An 18,299-nucleotide genomic window follows, 5' to 3' on the forward strand; every position below is an offset into this window, starting at 1 on the left:
CGACAGGCGCGGGTTTTTCAGCAGATCGGCTAATTATTTGCTTTTCTTGATGTGTTTAATCAAACGCTTACGCTTACGCATCTGGTTCGGGGTCAGGGTGTTGCGTTTGTTGGCAAACGGGTTGTCCCCTTCCTTGAACTGAATGCGGATCGGCGTACCCATCACGTCCAGCGATTTGCGGAAGTAGTTCATCAGGTAGCGTTTGTAAGAATCGGGCAGATCCTTCACCTGGTTACCGTGGATAACCACGATAGGCGGGTTATAACCCCCCGCGTGGGCATACTTCAGCTTCACGCGACGACCGCGCACCAGCGGTGGCTGATGGTCTTCTGCCGCCATGGTCATGATGCGGGTCAGCATCGCGGTACCCACACGACGGGTGGAGCTGTCGTAGGCTTCGCGAACGGATTCGAACAGGTTGCCGACGCCGCTGCCGTGCAGGGCAGAGATAAAGTGCACGCGGGCAAAGTCGATAAAGCCCAGACGGAAGTCCAGCGTCTCTTTCACCTGCTCACGTACTTCATTGCTCAGGCCATCCCACTTGTTGACGACGATAACCAGTGAGCGCCCACTATTGAGGATAAAGCCGAGCAGGGAGAGATCCTGATCGGAGATGCCTTCACGGGCATCGATAACCAGCATCACCACGTTGGCGTCTTCAATCGCCTGCAGAGTTTTGATTACCGAGAATTTTTCCACCACGTCGGTGATTTTGCCGCGCTTACGCACGCCCGCGGTGTCGATCAGCACGTATTCACGCTCGTCGCGCTGCATGGGGATATAGATGCTGTCGCGGGTCGTGCCCGGCATGTCGTACACCACCACGCGGTCTTCACCGAGGATGCGGTTAGTAAGTGTGGACTTACCTACGTTCGGACGACCAACAATCGCCAGCTTGATCGGCAGATCCTGCGGGTTGAAGTCGTCTTCAGGCTCTTCTTCGCCCTCTTCACCTTCTTCGAACTGCGCCCAGTATTCTGCGTCTTCATCGACCTCTTCCGGCGGGCTGATCTCGTCAACGTACGGCAGGAGTGCGGTTTCCAGCAGGCTGGTTACGCCACGGCCGTGAGAGGCGGCGATCGGATAGATGTCGCCCAGGCCCAATGACCAGAAATCCGCCATCGCCTGATCGGGATCGATGCCGTCAGTTTTGTTTGCCACCAGGAAAGTGGCTTTTTCACGCGAGCGCAGGTGCTTGGCGATAGCCGAGTCGGCAGGCATCAGGCCCGCACGCGCATCGACCATAAACAGCACGATGTCGGCTTCTTCAATCGCCAGCAGGGATTGCTCCGCCATGCGGGTTTCAACGCCGTCCTCTGTACCGTCGATACCACCGGTATCGATACAGATAAACTCACGACCTTCCACTTCGGCACGACCGTACTTACGGTCACGCGTGAGCCCCGGGAAATCCGCAACCAGCGCATCACGGGTGCGTGTTAAACGGTTAAAAAGAGTGGATTTTCCAACGTTCGGGCGCCCGACAAGCGCGACCACAGGTACCATGTTTAAAGCCTCATAAAATTCGATATCACGTCGCGTTTGCGGCGTTTTTTAAAAAATCAAAACGGCCCCTGAAGCAACAGGAGCCGTTGAGTATACTACAACCGCGGTGATTAACGCGTGATCGCGTACAGCGTACCGTCTTTTGCCTGGATCAGCAGTTTGCCGTCAACCGATACCGGCTCGGTCAGGAAACCGGAACTGTCGACTTTCTCCTGGGCAACAAAACGACCGTTGCTCGGGTCAATCCAGTGCATGTAACCTTCGCTATCACCCACCACCAGGCTGCCATTATAGAGCGCCGGTGCGGTCAGCAGACGGTGCAGCAGATCGCTTTGCGTCCACAGCGTCACGCCGCCTTCAGTGCTCAGGGCCAGCAGGCGGTCGTTCTGATCGACCAGATAGATGCGGTTGCCGTCGACGATGAAATCATTCACCGAGCCCAGCTCACGTTTCCACATGATCTGGCCGCTACGCAGATCCATCGCGGTCAGGTTGCCGTTATAGGCCAGGGCATACACCACGCCGTTGACGATAACCGGGGTGGTATCCACGTCGCTCAGACGGTCGATTTCGGTCGGACCGGTAGCCTGAGAGATACGCTGCTGCCAGATCAACTGGCCCTGCTGCATCAGCACGGCGCTGACGCGACCGTTATCACCGCCCACGATGGCAGCACCAAACGCGGTGGCCGGAGCTGATTCACCGCGCAGGGAGAGCGCAGGCATATCCAGGTTTACGGTCCACTTCACCGCGCCGTCAGTTTCGTTCAGCGCCTGCAGCTGGCCGTTTGCGGTATGTACCAGCACCATGCCATCGCTGACGACCGGACGAGAGAGTGCTTCGCCAGCCACGCGGGTTTGCCAGGCAATGGAACCATCGCTGGCGTTAAGGGCATAGACCTGGGCCTTCTCGCTACCGATATAGACATGGCCACCGGCAACCGTTACGCCACCTGACAGCAGCGCTGGCGTGCGTGACAGCCAGCCGCTTTTCTCGGCGAGGTTAACCGACCAGACTTCTTTGCCGTCATCGGCGTTCAGGGCTTTCACCGAGCCTTTGCGGTCAGCCGCATAGACAACGCCGTCCGCTGATGCCGGGTGCAGGTTAGAGTAGAAATCGCCAATACCGCCGCCCACGGAGGTGCTCCAGGCGGTGGATGGCTCAAACTGGTTTTCAACCGTCGGCAGTGGCGACATGGTGACAACATCTTCTTCGCCGCTGAACAGTGAACAGCCGCTCAATAACGTAACGGAAAGCAGTCCTGGCAGAAGTAATTTACGCAATTGCATCGGGTCCCTCTCAGACGGACAAATTATTTATTTTCATCTGCAGCATTTCGCTCAGCGCTGGGGAGGCGTTACTTTTCACGCCCGCTTCCCACGCGCTGCGCGCGCCCTGTTTGTCACCTTTGCTCAGCAGTGCTTCACCACGCAGGTCGGCGACAATAGCGGCAAAACCTTCACCTTTAACGCTGTCCAGCGTCTTCAGCGCTTCGTCAGCTTTCTTCTGCTGAACCTGAATACGGGCAAGGCGCAGATTGATAACCGCTTTCAGGTTATCGTCTTTAGCTGCTGCCAGACCCTGCTGCAGCTGTGCCGCCGCTTTATCCAGCTCATTTTTATCAACCAGCTGCTGAGCCACTTCCAGCGACGCCAGCGCGCCGTAGGTGTTTTTATTGTCAGCGGCAAATTTCTCTGCCGCCGTCAGCGTTTGCGGCTGATCGGCGCGGATTGCGCTCACGGTATTTTCATACTGTAAGGAAGAACCGCGCGCCGAATCGACCTGATGACTGTTCCAGTAACGCCAGCCCACCAGCGCGCCAATACCTAAAATTACCCCAACAGCCAGGGCTTTGCCGTTTTCGGCAAAGAAGCGTTTGATCGCATCAACCTGGTCGTTTTCGTTCTCGTAAATTTCCACGCAGTCCTTCTCCTTAGCCCAGTAGAGTGCGCAAGTGCGCCGCAACGCCGTCCTGCGTTACCGTTGTTTGCTCACCAGAGCGCAGATCTTTCACTACGACTTCGCCGTTAGCCACTTCTGACTCGCCGAGTACCAGTGCGATACGCGCGCCCCACTTATCGGCACGGGCGAACTGTTTCTTAAAGTTGCCGCCGCCGTGGTTGGTCATCAGCTTAGCGTCCGGCAGCGCATCGCGCACGCGTTCAGCAAGCTGCATTGCCGCAGACTGCGTTTCCGCGCCTGAGGCTACCAGGTATATATCGACAACAGGATCGGCTTTAAATTCCGGATTAACTGCCTGAACTAACAAAACAAGTCGCTCCAGGCCCATGGCAAAGCCAACTGCAGGTGCAGGACGACCGCCTAACTGCTCTACCAGGCCGTCGTAACGACCGCCGGCACAGACAGTACCCTGTGATCCGAGGCTGCTGGTGACCCACTCAAATACGGTGCGGTTATAGTAGTCGAGACCACGTACCAGACGCTGGTTAACCGTATAGGTGATACCGGCACCTTCCAGCAGTTTGCACAGACCGGCAAAATGTTCGCGGGAGTCGTCATCCAGGTAATCGCCCAGCGCAGGCGCATCGTTCAGCAGTGCCTGTACGTCCGGGTTCTTGGAGTCCAGCACGCGCAGCGGGTTGCTGTACATACGGCGTTTGCAGTCTTCGTCCAGCTTCTCTTTGTGCTGTTCCAGGAAGGCTACCAGCGCATCGCGGTAGTTAGCGCGCGCTTCAAGAGAACCGATAGAGTTCAGCTCCAGCGTAACGTGCTCGGCAATGCCCAGCGCACGCCACCAGCGGGCGGTCAGCATGATCAGCTCAGCGTCGATGTCCGGGCCCTGCAGGCCAAAGGCTTCGACACCCAGCTGGTTAAACTGACGGTAGCGGCCTTTCTGCGGACGTTCGTGGCGGAACATCGGGCCGATATACCACAGGCGTTGCTCCTGATTGTACAGGAGACCATGCTCGATGCCGGCGCGTACACATCCCGCCGTACCTTCCGGACGTAAGGTCAGGCTGTCGCCGTTACGATCCTCAAAGGTGTACATCTCTTTTTCAACCACGTCGGTGACTTCGCCGATAGCGCGTTTGAATAACGGGGTCTGCTCTACAATCGGCAAACGGATTTCGCTGTAACCGTAGCTGCCGAGCACCTGTTTCAGGGTGCCTTCAATGCGCTGCCAGATGGCGGTCTCGCCAGGCAGATAATCGTTCATGCCGCGAATGGCTTGAATATTCTTTGCCACGTTTGTTCTCTTTCTATAGACAAAAATGAACCCTGGGGTTCGTAACCGAAGGGTTCAATCATACACAGGAAGCAGACCGCTTCCCATCACGTTATTTTTCGACCTGGAGCACGCTGATGCGCTGCGCTTCATCCAGCATGGCCGCTTTGGCGCGGATATGGGCTTCAAGCTGATCAATCATGTCGCCATTATCCAGACGATCTTTGCGAACGCCATCTTCATAGAGACCACTTTTCTTGTTGCCGCCCGTAACGCCAAGTGTTGACACCAGCGCTTCACCCGGACCGTTCACCACACAGCCGATGATCGAGACGTCCATTGGGGTGATGATATCTTCCAGACGCTGCTCAAGCGCATTCACGGTACCGATGACATCAAACTCCTGGCGCGAACAGGTCGGGCAGGCGATAAAGTTGATGCCGCGGGCACGAATACGCAGGGATTTCAGAATGTCGAAACCGACCTTAATCTCTTCCACCGGATCGGCGGCCAGCGAGACGCGCAGGGTATCGCCGATACCTTCGTTCAATAGCAGACCGAGGCCAATGGCTGATTTCACTGCCCCACTGCGGGCGCCACCGGCTTCGGTGATCCCGAGGTGCAGCGGCTGGTCGATCTGCTTCGCCAGCAGGCGATAGGATTCGACGGCAAGGAAAACATCGGAGGCTTTCACGCTGACTTTGAACTGGTCGAAGTTCAGACGATCGAGATGATCCACATGGCGCATAGCGGATTCGAGCAGCGCCTGCGGCGTCGGCTCGCCATATTTTTCCTGCAGATCTTTTTCCAGAGAACCGGCGTTCACGCCGATACGGATGGGGATGTTCTTGTCGCGGGCGCAATCAACCACCGCGCGGATACGCTCTTCGCTACCGATATTGCCGGGGTTGATACGCAGGCAATCGACGCCGTATTCCGCCACTTTCAGCGCGATACGGTAATCGAAGTGAATATCGGCAACCAGCGGAACAGAGACCTGCTGCTTGATGAGCCTGAACGCTTCTGCCGCATCCATCGTGGGCACGGAAACGCGGACAATGTCTGCGCCTACACGTTCTAATGCTTTGATCTGATTGACCGTCGCTTCCACATCAGTGGTGCGGGTGTTGGTCATCGACTGAACGGCGATGGGGGCACCATCGCCAATTGGCACATTCCCGACGTAAATACGTTTCGATTTTCTACGTGGAATAGGAGCCTGGTTATGCATGGAAAATCTCCCGCGTTGCCTGTCTGTTACTTACTGTGCTGCTGATTGTTCGGCATTTACGGTCAGGCGCGCAACCTGGTTAGTTCTGATAAAACGGCTCAGATCGACAGGTTTACCCTGGAACTGGATCTGGACCGCAGCCGGAGCACCAATCTTGAGCTTGTACGGCGCCTGGCCTGTCAGATTTAAATTCCCGTCTTTACGCTGCAGGCCGCTGAACAGCTTTTTGCCCGTTGCATCGGTCACTTCCAGCCAGCAATCAGCGGTGAAGTTCATCACCAGCGCGTTCGGGTCGGCAGTTGCCGCCGCAACGCCTGCCGGATCGGAAGGCAACGTCTGGGTGGCATCCGCCGTTGCCGCAGGCGCGGTTGCAGGTGCAGCGTCAACGTTAGCCTGAGATGGCGAAACTACCGCGTTGTCTGCGGGTGCCTGCGCCGTCTGTTCGGCGGTTGGCGCAGCACTCTGCGCCGTTGCCGTATCCTGAGTGCCGGTTGCTGGTGCCTGCGTTTCGCTGGCGGTCGCAGAAGCATCGGTATTCAGCGGGATGCTCTGGGCACCATCGCCCGCTGAGTTGTTCAGCTCGGCTGAAGTCTGATCGGCCATGGTGGTGATCTCTTCCTGCTGCGCCTTGTGGTTTTGCCACCACCATGCGCCCGTCAGGCCGATCACCACAAACAGCACCAGCCAGGTAAAGCTCATCAGCCAGCCATCACGTTTTTTACGACGCTTGCCCAGGGAAAAACTCTGCATCGGCGCGACTTTCGCCGCTCTGACCGGTGCCTGTTTTTCCATCATTGGCAGCAGTTCATCTTCAGGGATATGCACCAGTTTCGCATATGAGCGGATATAACCACGCAGAAACGTTGAAGCAAGATCGGCAGGAGCCTTATCTTCTTCAATATCGCGGACCGTGGAAACCTTCAGACATAAGCGCTCCGCAACGACTTGCTGGCTTAGTCCGAGTTGTTCACGGGCGTTGCGAAGACGAACGCCAGTGGAAAGTGCTGCATTTTGGTCGTGAGTGGCTTCAGTATTCATTCGCTACAACTAATGGTACGTGAAAATTGAGGATCCTGGCGCCGGTGAGTCACAATGCCACCCGCACCGCGAAACTTCTGGTCAGTTAACCTTAGTAAGACCGCACAACCCTGTCAGGTTTACATTGGCAGAGGCGGCTTGTCAGTGAGGCTAAACTGTTGTTGCGTCGTTACATACTGCCTTAAAGTCATATAAAACGCACCGTAATTATTACCCATAAACCGGCGCAATGACTGTTTATTCGCATCCGCAGCCGCCACGGCGCAATTAACGCGCCGTGACTGCATAATAATTACACGGACTTGATGGCGATGGACTCGCCCTGCATACGTTTACGCAGCGTACGCTTGGTACGGTCGATAACGTCACCGGCCAGCTGACCGCAGGCGGCATCGATATCATCACCGCGGGTTTTACGCACGATAGTGGTAAAGCCATACTCCATCAGAACCTTTGAGAAACGGTCGATACGGCTGTTTGAGCTACGGCCATACGGCGCGCCCGGGAACGGGTTCCATGGGATCAGGTTGATCTTGCACGGCGTGTCTTTCAGCAGTGCCGCCAGCTCGTGAGCGTGCTCGGTCCCGTCGTTGACGTGATCCAGCATGACGTACTCAATGGTGACGCGTCCCTGGTTGGCGTTGGACTTCGAAATGTAGCCGCGAACCGAGTTCAGGAAGGTCTCAATGTTGTACTTCTTGTTGATTGGCACGATCTCATCGCGAATGGTGTCGTTTGGCGCGTGCAGCGAAATAGCCAGCGCAACGTCAATCATATCGCCGAGTTTATCCAGCGCGGGCACAACGCCTGAAGTGGAGAGCGTAACGCGACGTTTGGACAAGCCAAAACCGAAGTCGTCGAGCATGATTTCCATCGCCGGAACCACGTTAGTCAGGTTCAGCAGCGGCTCGCCCATCCCCATCATCACCACGTTGGTGATAGGACGGGTGCCGGTGACTTTTGCCGCACCGACGATTTTCGCCGCGCGCCACACCTGGCCGATAATCTCAGATACGCGCAGGTTACGGTTAAAGCCCTGCTGCGCCGTGGAGCAGAATTTACACTCCAGCGCACAACCCACCTGGGAGGAGACGCACAGGGTAGCGCGGTCGTCTTCCGGGATATAAACCGTCTCAACGCGCTGGTCGCCAACCGCAATCGCCCACTTGATGGTGCCATCAGCAGAACGCTGCTCTTCCACCACTTCCGGCGCGCGGATTTCGGCCACGTCTTTCAGCTTGTTGCGCAGCACTTTATTGATGTCAGTCATGTCATCAAAGTTGTCGCTGCAATAGTGGTACATCCATTTCATGACCTGATCGGCACGAAACGGCTTCTCGCCCATCTCTTTGAAGAACTCGCGCATCTGCTGACGGTTCAGGTCCAGCAGGTTGATTTTTCCATTTTTATTGGGAACCGCAGGAATGGCGACTTCGGAGGTGTTAACTAATTCAGACATAATATTTTCCGGCCTCGTTGTTACACGTTATGGCCCGTGGAGGGTTGAAAAGAAACGCCCCGGAAAGCGGTCTGCTCGTCCGGGGCGTTGCATTGTACAAAGTCTGGTGCAGGGATGCCACGTTTGCACGCGGCATTTACGAAAATAATGTGTAAACGAAACCGTTAAATTAACGGGTACGTGGACACACTTCGCCTTCTGCGAAGAAGTAGGCGATTTCACGTTTAGCAGATTCTACGGAGTCGGAACCGTGGGTGCCGTTCTCGGTGAAGCTGTCAGCGTAATCTGCGCGCAGGGTACCTGCCAGCGCGTTGTCCGGGTTAGTTGCACCCAGCAGATCGCGGTGACGCTGAACGGCATTTTCGCCTTCCAGTACGGAAACCACGATTGGGCCAGAGGTCATGAACTCAACCAGGCCGTCGAAGAATGGGCGACCTTCGTGCTCAGCATAGAAACCGCGAGCCTGCTCAACGGTCAGATGCAGCATTTTGGTACCAACAATTTTGAACCCTGCCGCTTCAAAGCGAGCAAAGATGCTGCCAATAACGTTTTTTGCCACCGCGTTTGGCTTGATGATGGAAAAAGTACGTTCAATAGCCATGATTACCTCTGTGATTTGTTCTGTTGTTTTGCATTCATGCGAAATATATGGCGCGGATTATAATGAGCATTGGCGCCATTGCCTATGGATGCATGTAACATTTTTTTAAAATAAGACGAGTTTTAACAACAGATCCTTGCCGAAACGCGTTTTTTTCATTGCAGGGTGAAATCCACGGTCGCCACCTGCCCCGCCTCATCCATCACCAGCAGTTGATAATCCCCTGCCTTTTCAAGGCGCAGCGTATACACCCGCCCCTGGACATTCAGCGGTTCGCCGTTGAGAAACCACCAGCGCGGTCCGTCGCTGCCGCTGACCTGCAGAGGCAGCGAGACCTGCGACTCGCCCGGCAGGCGTTTAATCACCACTCCCTGACGAATGCCGGAGAGCAGCAGCGGCGCCGGGAAGGCCTGGTTCAGCGGTGGGCAGGCTGTTGACGCAGGCGGAATGCGCGACGATCGCCGCTCCGCCTGGGGCAGCCACGGCTCCAGCGGCAGCGGCCAGACGTCCACGCTTTTTTCCTGCGCCTGCGGGCAGTCCGCCGCTACCCGTTTGCCGCTATTATCGAGCCAGACCGGGAAACGAATGCCGCGAATGCCCTCCTGCTCCGGCAGGAGCAGCGTCGGCGGCTGGCTTCCTTCAAGCAGCCAGGTCGCGAGCCGACGGCGGCAGTTGCTGTCCCCCTCCGGCAGCGACTGGCCGGCTGGCCAGCAGATCACCCCGCGGCTCACCGATTCAGGGCGCGGATCGCGCGGCAGACGCGCTTCCTCCAGCGCCGAGCGCGACTGCAGTAGATTGTTGACCTGATTCAACACCGGCACGGCGCTGGCAAACCCAAACTGCCCGGCCACCGGGGTGCCGTCCGGCCTGCCGGTCCAGATGCCAATCACGTAGCGCGCGTTCACCCCTATCGCCCATGCGTCACGATAGCCGTAGCTGGTGCCGGTTTTTACCGCCAGCGGCACCACCTGCGCAAGGGCGCTGTCCGGCAGCGGTTGCGCCTCGTTCGCCAGAATGCGCCGGATGATCCACGCGGATCCCGGCGACAATAAGGGCCGTTCGAGCAGCGGATCTGCTGGCTGTAAACGCAGTTTCCCTGCGCGACCCTGCCGGGCAAAGGCGCTGTACGCTGCGGCAATGTCCTCCAGACGCGCCCCGGTCCCCCCCAGGATCAGGGAGAGGTTCGGCTGAGCGCCAGCAGGCAGAAGAAGCGGTAATCCGACGTTACGCAGCATCCCGGCAAACTTTTTCGGCCCGTAAGCCTCCAGCACCTGAACGGCGGGCAGGTTCAGGGATCGCACCAGCGCCTCGCTCATGCTGATCGGACCGTGAAAGCCGCTGTCAAAGTTACCCGGACGGTAATCGCCGGTGCGTCGCGGCACATCCTGCAGCAGCGAGGCCGGGTGGATCAGCCCGTCATCCATCGCCAGGCCATAGACAAACGGCTTCAGCACCGATCCCGGGGATCGGATCGCGCTGACCATATCCACATGGCTGAAACGGCTGTCGTCGTTGATGTCCACCGATCCAACCCAGCCGCGCACTTTCATATTGGTATGATCCACGACGATCATCGCCAGCGAACTGCGGGGTGGCAGGCGGGACTTCCAGTTCAGGGCCAGCTTTTCCAGCTGGCGCTGCAGCGTGGCATCCAGAGTAGTCACCACTTTGCTGTCCCGGCTTTTGCCCAGCATCATGCGCGAGAACAGCGGCGCAAGCTGCGGCATCTGCCGGGGCGCCAGCCAGACGGGTTCTTCCTGCGACTCTTTAACCTGACGCGCAGACCAGACGCTCTGAGAGGCCATGCGGTTGAGGACTTTATTGCGCGCCGCCTCGGCACGTTGCGGCCAGCGGTCCGGGCGTAAACGGCTCGGCGCCTGCGGCAATACGGCAAGCAGCGCGGCTTCGGAGTAACTCAACTGCGCAGGGGATTTTCCCAGATAGGCCCAGCTTGCGGCCCCCACGCCCTGCAGGGTGCCGCCAAACGGGGCGCGATTGAGATAAAGCGTCAGAATGTCACGTTTTGAGAGGTGCCACTCCAGCTGGAACGCCCGCCAGAGCTGACGGACTTTGCCGCCCAGCGTGCGGGAATGGGGATCCAGCAGACGGGCCACCTGCATGGTCAGCGTACTGCCGCCCGAGATCACCTTCCCGGCAATCAGATCCTGCCAGGCAGCGCGCAGTACCGAAAAGGGATTGACGCCCGGATGATCCCAGAACCAGCGATCTTCATACTGGATCAGCGCCTCAAGATAGCGCGGCGAAACCTCTTCGATGGTGACCGGATAACGCCAGATCCCGTCGCGATCGGCAAAGCGCCACAGCGGGATGCCTTTTTCGTCCACCACCACGCGAGCCGGATTGACCTCGTGTAACGGCAGCGGCCACAGGCGATCGGCGGCAACAACGCCGCCCCAGAGCAGAAGAAGCGCCCCCGCCAGCCACAGCCAGCGGGAGCGTAACAGAGCGCGAACCCGCACGTTACGGAACGACAATCAGCGGGCCGCTGGCCGCACCTGTTGCCCGCCACTGCGGTACGTACATCGATTCCACCATCGGCACAGGCACCGCGTAGGTTCCCGGCGTAACGGCGCGCGCCAGATAGACCAGCGTCACCGGCTGGCCTTCATTGACCGGTACGGCGGCGACAAAGCGGTCGTCGCGGAACTCCATATGCTGGATATCGGCCTGCTGCATCTGGCTGAGCAGGTTTTGTACCTCACTGCCGCTCTCCTGCAGGCTGGCGCTGCTGCTGGCGAGGTTCTGGTTTTCCAGCTCCAGCCCCGCAGGCAGCAGATCCACCACCAGCGCATCCGGCACGCTCTGGGTGGCAGTGACGTTCAGCCAGACCAGCACCAGCTCGCCGCTTTTCAGGGAGGAGAGCGACTTGCTGCTGCCATCGGTTGCCAGGATCTGGCGCTCAATTTTCAGCACGTTCGAGGCAGGCTGTGGGGCGTACTGCGGATAGCCGCTGCTGTCCAGACGCAACCACAGCGGCGCGGTACCGGTGTTAGTCACCTGCAGCGCCGCCAGCTGGTCGGCATTGAGGTTTTGCACCTGCGGTTTATCGCCCTGAATGTTGCCTTCCTTAACCGACGTGGTGGCCTGCCAGGCTCCGGAGAGCGTCTGCAGGGAACGTCCCGCCAGGAAGAGGGAATTACTCTCCTGGGTCGAGAGCCAGCGCTGGCTGAAAGCCTGCTGGGAAAGCACGTTCAGCAGCGCGTTCTGGGCATCCGGCAACAGTTTGTACTCTTCCAGCAGGCTGAGCATCATCGCGTTGTCGCGAAGCGGGCTGCCGTAATCGGCCAGCCAGTTTTGCGTCTCGCTGCGCGGCGTTTTGATGGCCAGATCCAGCGCCTGCTGGCTGCGCGGCGCATCGCCCATCAGCTTCAGCGCCATCCCCAGCTGCATCAGCGGCAGGCCTGATTTGGCCTGGGCATGACGCTCCCAGATTTCGCGCAGCGCGCCCAGCGGAGCTTTCTGCTGGCGCGCCAGCACCAGCGCGGCATAAGCCTGAACGGCGAACTTGCTGCCCTGGGTATCTTCGCTGTAACGAATCGCCATCATGCCCGGATCCTGCAGGTAGCGCAGCAGGCGGTTGTTGGCATTGGTGATGGCATCAGCCGGTACGCTGTAACCCTGCTCCCCTGCCCGCACCAGGAAATCGGTGACGTAGGCAGTGAGCCAGTACTCTTCCGGGCCATTTTTATCCCACAGGGCAAAACCGCCATCGTCGCGCTGCATCTGCAGCAGGCGGGAGATGCCGATCTCAATGGCCGCCCGACGCTTGTCGTCACTGTCGCCCTTGATGCCCAACGCATTCAACTGGGCGGCATTGGTATAGAGGGACGGGAACAGGCCGCTGGTGGTCTGTTCCAGACAGCCATACGGATATGCCTGCAGCTCGCGGATGTAACGGGCCAGGTTAAGCGGCGGCTTGCCGCTGAGCATAAGCTGTCCCTGTAGCGTCAGCGGGGAGAAATTAGCGAGCTGTTCGGTCGGTACATGCCAGCTTTCACCCGGATTAAGCATCGTGCCGGTATTCACCGTCTGCGCCGGGAACGCCGGGCGCACGCCGATTTTCCAGCTCTTCTGCTGCGGGGCAAAGGTTTCGCCTGGAAGCATCAGCCCGCTTACCTGGGCGGCGATTTCGCCCTCGCCGTAGCCGTCCAGCGCCCGCACCGGAATAAACAGCGTATAGCGTTCACCCGCGCCCAGCTGGATCGGCTGCGGTTGGGCACCTTCCAGCGCCAGGTTGCCGCCCGCGGTCAGGGCTACGTTCAGGGTCTGCGGACGATCGGTGAGGTTGGTCAGATCCAGCGTCAGCCTTGCGTTATCGCCGCTGGCAAGGAAGCGCGGCGTGTTCAGCTCGGTGATAACGGGTGCTGCGACGATGATTTTGCTCTCGCTGCTGCCGAAATCGTCATCGGTCCAGGCCTGGGCCATCAGACGCAGCTCGCCGTTAAAGTCGCCAATCGGTAACGAGACGGTGCCCTCCCCGTTGGCATCCAGCTCTACCGGCTGCGCCTGCTGGGCGATAATGGTGACATGGTTAACCGGCGGTTTGCCGCCACGCTTAAGTTCATCGCCATCGCCGCCAAAACGCAGCGACGCCAGACGGCCCTGGCCCTCAATCACCTGGCCGTAGATATCGTAGATGTCCGCGCCATAGCGCTTCTGACCAAAGAAGGCCTGCCACGGATCGGGGGTAACGTAATCGGTAATGTTCAGCACACCGCTGTCCACCGCCGAGACCAGTACGTTGACTTTTTGCGGAGCCGCACCCTCCTTAACGCTGGCTTTTACTTTCACCGCCAGCGTCTGGTTTGGGCGCATTTTTGGCGGGTTTTCCAGGGCGATGCTCAGGCGACGACTTTCGTCGCCCATCGGCAGGTGCAGCAAGCCTACCGCACGTTTTGGCGTGGCTGATTTGGATTTATCGCCAGGGCGGACCACCAGCGTGGAGAGGTACAGATCGTGGCGTTTCCAGGCTTTATCCACCGGGATCGTCATATCCAGCCCCTCGGCAGGCACGTCGATCTCTTTCCACCACAACGGCCCTTCACTGGATTCGATCATCGCGTAGCCTTTACCTGCCGCCGGTGCGGCAATGTGCAGCTTAATGGTGTCCCCAGGCTGATAGGCCGGTTTATCCAGCTTCATGGTGACGCGGTCCGGACGCGCCGCGCCGGAGCCGTCGCTGTTGTCCTGCCAGCTGTAACCTGCCCAGAAGCGAACGCTGCTGACTGCATCGTCAGGGGCTTTAACCTCCAGACGATAGGAGCCCCACTCCACCGGGAAGCTCACTTTCCCGGTTTCGTCCGCGGCCAGATCCAGCGCCTGCTCGCCTTCAATCAGATCTTTTTGATCAAACTGGGACTGCCAGCCCTCGCTTTCCGACCAGTTCCAGGAGTAGTCCCGACGCTCGCGGATCAGGCGAACCTGCAGGCCGGAGACCGCTTTTTTCGCTCCGCTGGCATCGGCATAAACGATATCGAACCCGGCCTGGCTGTTCTCCTCAACAATCGGCTGGTTGACGGTGGTGTCGGTGCGGTAGTCATAGACCGCTTTGCTGGCGAACTGCGGACGGATGCCCGGCAGGGTTGCCGCTGGCCAGACCGCCTGCTCCGCTCTGCGGGTCACCGGACGTCCGCCGGACTCCAGCAGGCTGGCCTGCAAAATTACCTGCAGCGGAGAGTGCGTCTCTTTCCACTGGCTTTCGCTGGTCACCTGCCCGCGCCCCTCCTCATTGAGGGTGAGCTGCACTTCATCCAGGCTACGGCTCAGGTTCTCTTCGGCGATGTCGCCAAACTGGAAGCCCGGCAGTGCGGCCACGGCCTCACGCAGCGGACGCAAGAACATCTGCCCCTGCAGGCTGTTGCCGTTGGCAGGGGCGCCGTACAGGTAATACCCCGTCACGTCGAAGGCGATGTCATCCTGCGGCGCGACTGGCGCTTTTTGCCCGGCGATATTCAGCGCCATGCGTTCCGGCATAAAGTCTTCGACGTGGAAATCCCACATCCGCTGCTGGTTATCGCCGGTGCTGGCGCGCACGTGCCACATTCCGGTCTGCGCCCCGCTATCCAGCTGGTAGTTAAAACGATAGAGGCCGTTTTCCGGCTGGCTGACCACCGTGCGGGCTACCTGGCCGTCCGGGCGCAGCACCTCCAGCTTCACGGGCTGGTCGGGCAGCGGCTTGCCGTCGCTGTCGCGCAGCAGGCCGTTAAGGATCAGCGTTTCGCCCGGGCGATAGAGATCGCGCGGACCAAACATAAAGAATTGTTTACTGAAGCCCGGCGCGCCGGAGATGGCGAACTCCGCCAGATCCAGCGCCGGGAGCGTTAAATCCAGCATCGTGGTCTGCCCGTCTTTACGGGCGAGGAGCAGCGCCGCCTCTTTATCGGTCTGCAGCGTCGCGTGGCCGTCGGCGTCGCTGGTGGCCTGGGCCAGCGTCTGCCCTTTATCGTTCAGCAGCTGTACCTCAATGGCCGATTGCGCCGCGCCATTCTCCAGGCTCTGGGTAAAGATATCCAGCCGGTTATGGTAGCGGTGCGCGGAAAGGCCAATATCGCTGAGGGTAAAGAGCGTGGCGGCGTTGCTGTAGTTATAGTGCCCGGCCTGATTCATCACCGCGATGTAGACCCCCGCCTGCTGTAACGGCTTGATGTCCGCCAGCGGCAGGAGCAGTTTTTCCCGCGTGTTTCGCGCCGGGTTCAGGTCGAAGCGGCCGGTATAGACCAGCTCGGCCATCTTCAGCAGATTGTCGGATTCCCAGTTGGTGAGCGAGCTGCGGTACTCCCACTGGCTGACGAAGGCGGCCAGCGATTCCGGTTTGATGCGGTAGAAATTCACATCAACGTTATTGACGTTCAGCGCCATTACCGGCAGCCCTTCGACGACCTTGCCTGGCAGCAGCGAGCCGCGGCTGGCGAAGCCCACGCTCGGCTCTATATCGCGGGTGGTAATGGTTTTTTCGATGTCGCTGCCGAGGGTGGCTTTATTCAGCCCGAGCAGCGCACTTTCGACGGTGACCACCAGGTTGCGATTTGGCTCCAGGTGACGCAGGCGCAGCTCTTTCAGGTTAGGCGCCAGCTCCCATGCGCCGTCGATCTTGCCGCTTTTTTTATCGACCACGTGAACCGCGCGGGCGAAGTCCTGGGCGGGTTCGAGGGGAACGGAGAAGGTCAGCACCAGGGCAGCGGCACCGTCCAGCTGAACTTCAGACGCATCCAACAGGGTCAGCGCTTTGCCCTGACTTTGTGTCGCCAGTTTTTCCAGCGTGGCGCTGTCAGGTTTTGCCGGTACAGCCGGTTGCGTGGTGGAAGTAGCCGCCGCGGCGGGGGCCTGTGGTTTGGGCATATCGTCGCTGTTGTCACAGCCGATAAGCGCAAGTGAAGTGAGCAGCGCTAATGAAAGTGCAGCGAAGCGAAACGGTTTCATCCTTTATCCCTGGCCTCGCGGGCCTGTTGGTCGACGTCGGGTTAATTATTATCCGCAAGTTTCATTAATACAAAAGCATTGATTCCAATTCTGGATAACGCCTCGCAAAGTCATGATTCGCGAAAAAATCCGGCTGTTACGGCGATCACAGCGCGTAACGTTACATGTAACCTTTTACGTCATTTGTTTTTAAAACAATAAGATAGCTGGATAAACAAGCGCTTACCCTGCTAGTTTTATTATCAGACGCACCCTGAGTGCGCGGTTCAATAAGAGAGAACGTTATGAAACGAGCCGTGAACGCCCTACAAAATTTCGGAAAATCATTATACGGTCCGGTACTCATCCTGCCGATTGTCGGTCTGTTTATCGCCTTTGGGAATGTGCTGGGTAACGGCGCTCTTGCCGGGTATCTGCCGTTCCTCGGCCATCCGCTGATCCAGAGCATCGGCCAGTTGATCGCTAAATCCGCCGTCTCGGTGCTGGTTAACCTGGCGCTGGTGTTCGCCGTGGGGATCCCCATTGGTCTGGCGACCCGTGACAAGGGTTACGCGGCGCTGATTGGCCTGGTGACATTCGTGGTGTTTATCAACGCCATGAACGTCACGCTGCAGCTGCAGGGCGCGCTGGCACCCGCGGACCAGATGAAAGCCGCCGGGCAGAGCATGGTGCTGGGGGTGCAGGTACTGGAGATGGGCGTGTTCGCCGGGATCCTCACCGGCGCGCTGTCGGGTTACCTCTATAACAAATACTCCGGCGTGCAGTTTAACGGCGCGATGGCGATCTACTCCGGTCACTGCTTTGTCGCCATCATCATGCTGCCGGTCTCGATGCTGCTGGGCGTGGTGATGAGCGAGCTGTGGCCGTTCGCCCAGGACGGTATCAGCGCTGCGGCTTTAGCCATCAAAGGGGCCGGGCCGTTTGGCGTCGCGGTTTACGGCTTCCTGGAGCGCATCCTGGTGCCAACCGGCCTGCATCATCTGGTCTATACCCCGTTCCTCTATACCGAACTGGGCGGGACCCAGGAGGTGTGCGGCGCCACCTATCAGGGCGCGCGTAACATCTACTTTGCCGAGATGGCCTGCCCTGACGTGAAGCAGCTCAGCAGCACCGTCGTTTGGGATGCCCGTGGGATTAGTAAAATGTTTGGCCTGCCTGCCGCCGCGCTGGCGATGTATGTCACCGCGAAACCGGAGCGTAAAGCCGCAGCGAAAGCCATTCTGATCCCGGCGGCGCTGACCTCGTTCCTGGTGGGCGTTACCGAGCCGATTGAGTTCTCCTTCCTGTTCGTTGCCCCGCTGCTGTTCGTGGTGCACGCGGTGCTGACCGGGATTGGCATGATGCTCTTCTACCTGCTCGGCGTTCACGCCATCGGCGCTAACGGCATTATCGATTTCGTTCTCTACAACCTGCCGCTGGGTACGGAGAAGTCCAACTGGCCGATGTACATCCTGGTCGGGCTGATCATGTTCACCCTCTACTTCGTTATCTTCCGCTTCCTGATCCTGCATTTCCGTATGAAGACGCCGGGGCGCGAGGAAGAAGATCAGGAGACGCGTCTGTACAGCAAGCAGGAGTATCAGGCGAAAGGCAGCAACGACGGCTTAGGCGAGGCGATCATCGTCGGCCTCGGCGGGCGCGACAATATTGATGTGGTGGATAACTGCTACACCCGTCTGCGCGTCACGGTTAAGGATGTCGCCATCATCGACGAGCCACGGCTCAAGGCGACAGGCGCGAAAGGCGTCATCAAGCAAGGCAATAACGTTCAGGTGGTCTACGGGCTGCATGTCAAAAAAATGCGAGAAGCGGTCGAGACGATTCTCTGAAGGAGACA

The 18,299-nt window shown here is 58.7% G+C and carries 11 protein-coding genes; 1 reads left to right on the top strand and 10 read right to left on the bottom strand.

Features of this window, described 5'->3' with window-relative positions; translation table 11 throughout:
• Positions 1 to 33 precede the first annotated feature (33 nt).
• The 10 genes from der to FHN83_RS05015 all read right to left on the bottom strand — a co-directional run bounded on the left by der (position 34) and on the right by FHN83_RS05015 (position 16,462).
• Positions 34 to 1,506, bottom strand: a complete 1,473-nt coding sequence (der, locus tag FHN83_RS04970; RefSeq protein ID WP_039029714.1) for a ribosome biogenesis GTPase Der — start codon at positions 1,504 to 1,506, stop codon at positions 34 to 36.
• Between the two features lie 110 nt (positions 1,507 to 1,616).
• Positions 1,617 to 2,795, bottom strand: a complete 1,179-nt coding sequence (gene bamB, locus FHN83_RS04975; protein WP_139563356.1) for an outer membrane protein assembly factor BamB — start codon at positions 2,793 to 2,795, stop codon at positions 1,617 to 1,619.
• A 10-nt stretch (positions 2,796 to 2,805) separates the two neighbouring features.
• Complete coding sequence (locus FHN83_RS04980; RefSeq protein WP_039029716.1) at positions 2,806 to 3,426, bottom strand: YfgM family protein; 621 nt, start codon at positions 3,424 to 3,426, stop codon at positions 2,806 to 2,808.
• A gap of 13 nt (positions 3,427 to 3,439) precedes the next feature.
• A complete protein-coding gene (gene hisS / locus FHN83_RS04985) occupies positions 3,440 to 4,714 on the bottom strand; it encodes a histidine--tRNA ligase (protein ID WP_039029717.1) in 1,275 nt (424 codons plus the stop codon).
• A 91-nt stretch (positions 4,715 to 4,805) separates the two neighbouring features.
• On the bottom strand, positions 4,806 to 5,924 hold the full coding sequence (gene ispG, locus FHN83_RS04990) for a flavodoxin-dependent (E)-4-hydroxy-3-methylbut-2-enyl-diphosphate synthase (protein WP_139563357.1): 1,119 nt from the start codon (positions 5,922 to 5,924) through the stop codon (positions 4,806 to 4,808).
• A gap of 30 nt (positions 5,925 to 5,954) precedes the next feature.
• Positions 5,955 to 6,962 (bottom strand): cytoskeleton protein RodZ, encoded by a 1,008-nt coding sequence (rodZ, locus tag FHN83_RS04995; protein ID WP_139563358.1) that lies wholly within the window; start codon positions 6,960 to 6,962, stop codon positions 5,955 to 5,957.
• Positions 6,963 to 7,254: 292 nt separating this feature from the next.
• A complete protein-coding gene (locus tag FHN83_RS05000) occupies positions 7,255 to 8,421 on the bottom strand; it encodes a bifunctional tRNA (adenosine(37)-C2)-methyltransferase TrmG/ribosomal RNA large subunit methyltransferase RlmN (RefSeq protein WP_139563359.1) in 1,167 nt (388 codons plus the stop codon).
• 169 nt (positions 8,422 to 8,590) lie between these two features.
• Positions 8,591 to 9,022, bottom strand: a complete 432-nt coding sequence (gene ndk, locus FHN83_RS05005; RefSeq protein WP_039029721.1) for a nucleoside-diphosphate kinase — start codon at positions 9,020 to 9,022, stop codon at positions 8,591 to 8,593.
• A 155-nt stretch (positions 9,023 to 9,177) separates the two neighbouring features.
• Positions 9,178 to 11,517, bottom strand: a complete 2,340-nt coding sequence (gene pbpC / locus FHN83_RS05010; RefSeq protein ID WP_419146406.1) for a peptidoglycan glycosyltransferase PbpC — start codon at positions 11,515 to 11,517, stop codon at positions 9,178 to 9,180.
• Positions 11,504 to 16,462 carry an alpha-2-macroglobulin family protein gene (locus tag FHN83_RS05015; protein ID WP_139563360.1) on the bottom strand — a complete coding sequence of 1,653 codons (4,959 nt, stop codon included), beginning with the start codon at positions 16,460 to 16,462 and terminating at the stop codon, positions 11,504 to 11,506. The genes pbpC and FHN83_RS05015 overlap by 14 nt, the downstream gene beginning before the upstream one ends.
• Positions 16,463 to 16,746: 284 nt before the next feature.
• On the opposite strand from FHN83_RS05015, the gene FHN83_RS05020 reads away from it, so the two are divergent.
• On the top strand, positions 16,747 to 18,291 hold the full coding sequence (locus FHN83_RS05020; RefSeq protein WP_039029723.1) for a PTS transporter subunit EIIC: 1,545 nt from the start codon (positions 16,747 to 16,749) through the stop codon (positions 18,289 to 18,291).
• Positions 18,292 to 18,299: the final 8 nt, after the last annotated feature.

Origin of the sequence: Leclercia adecarboxylata (assembly GCF_006171285.1) — a bacterium.
Lineage (GTDB): Bacteria > Pseudomonadota > Gammaproteobacteria > Enterobacterales > Enterobacteriaceae > Enterobacter > Enterobacter barmai.

Excerpts from the sequence above, each read along its gene's own strand:
- der (WP_039029714.1), bottom strand. The coding sequence starts at position 1,506 with ATGGTACCTGTGGTCGCGCTTGTCGGGCGCCCGAACGTTGGAAAATCC.
- bamB (WP_139563356.1), bottom strand. The coding sequence starts at position 2,795 with ATGCAATTGCGTAAATTACTTCTGCCAGGACTGCTTTCCGTTACGTTA.
- ispG (WP_139563357.1), bottom strand. The coding sequence starts at position 5,924 with ATGCATAACCAGGCTCCTATTCCACGTAGAAAATCGAAACGTATTTAC.
- rodZ (WP_139563358.1), bottom strand. The coding sequence starts at position 6,962 with ATGAATACTGAAGCCACTCACGACCAAAATGCAGCACTTTCCACTGGC.
- FHN83_RS05000 (WP_139563359.1), bottom strand. The coding sequence starts at position 8,421 with ATGTCTGAATTAGTTAACACCTCCGAAGTCGCCATTCCTGCGGTTCCC.
- ndk (WP_039029721.1), bottom strand. The coding sequence starts at position 9,022 with ATGGCTATTGAACGTACTTTTTCCATCATCAAGCCAAACGCGGTGGCA.
- FHN83_RS05015 (WP_139563360.1), bottom strand. The coding sequence starts at position 16,462 with ATGAAACCGTTTCGCTTCGCTGCACTTTCATTAGCGCTGCTCACTTCA.
- FHN83_RS05020 (WP_039029723.1), top strand. The coding sequence starts at position 16,747 with ATGAAACGAGCCGTGAACGCCCTACAAAATTTCGGAAAATCATTATAC.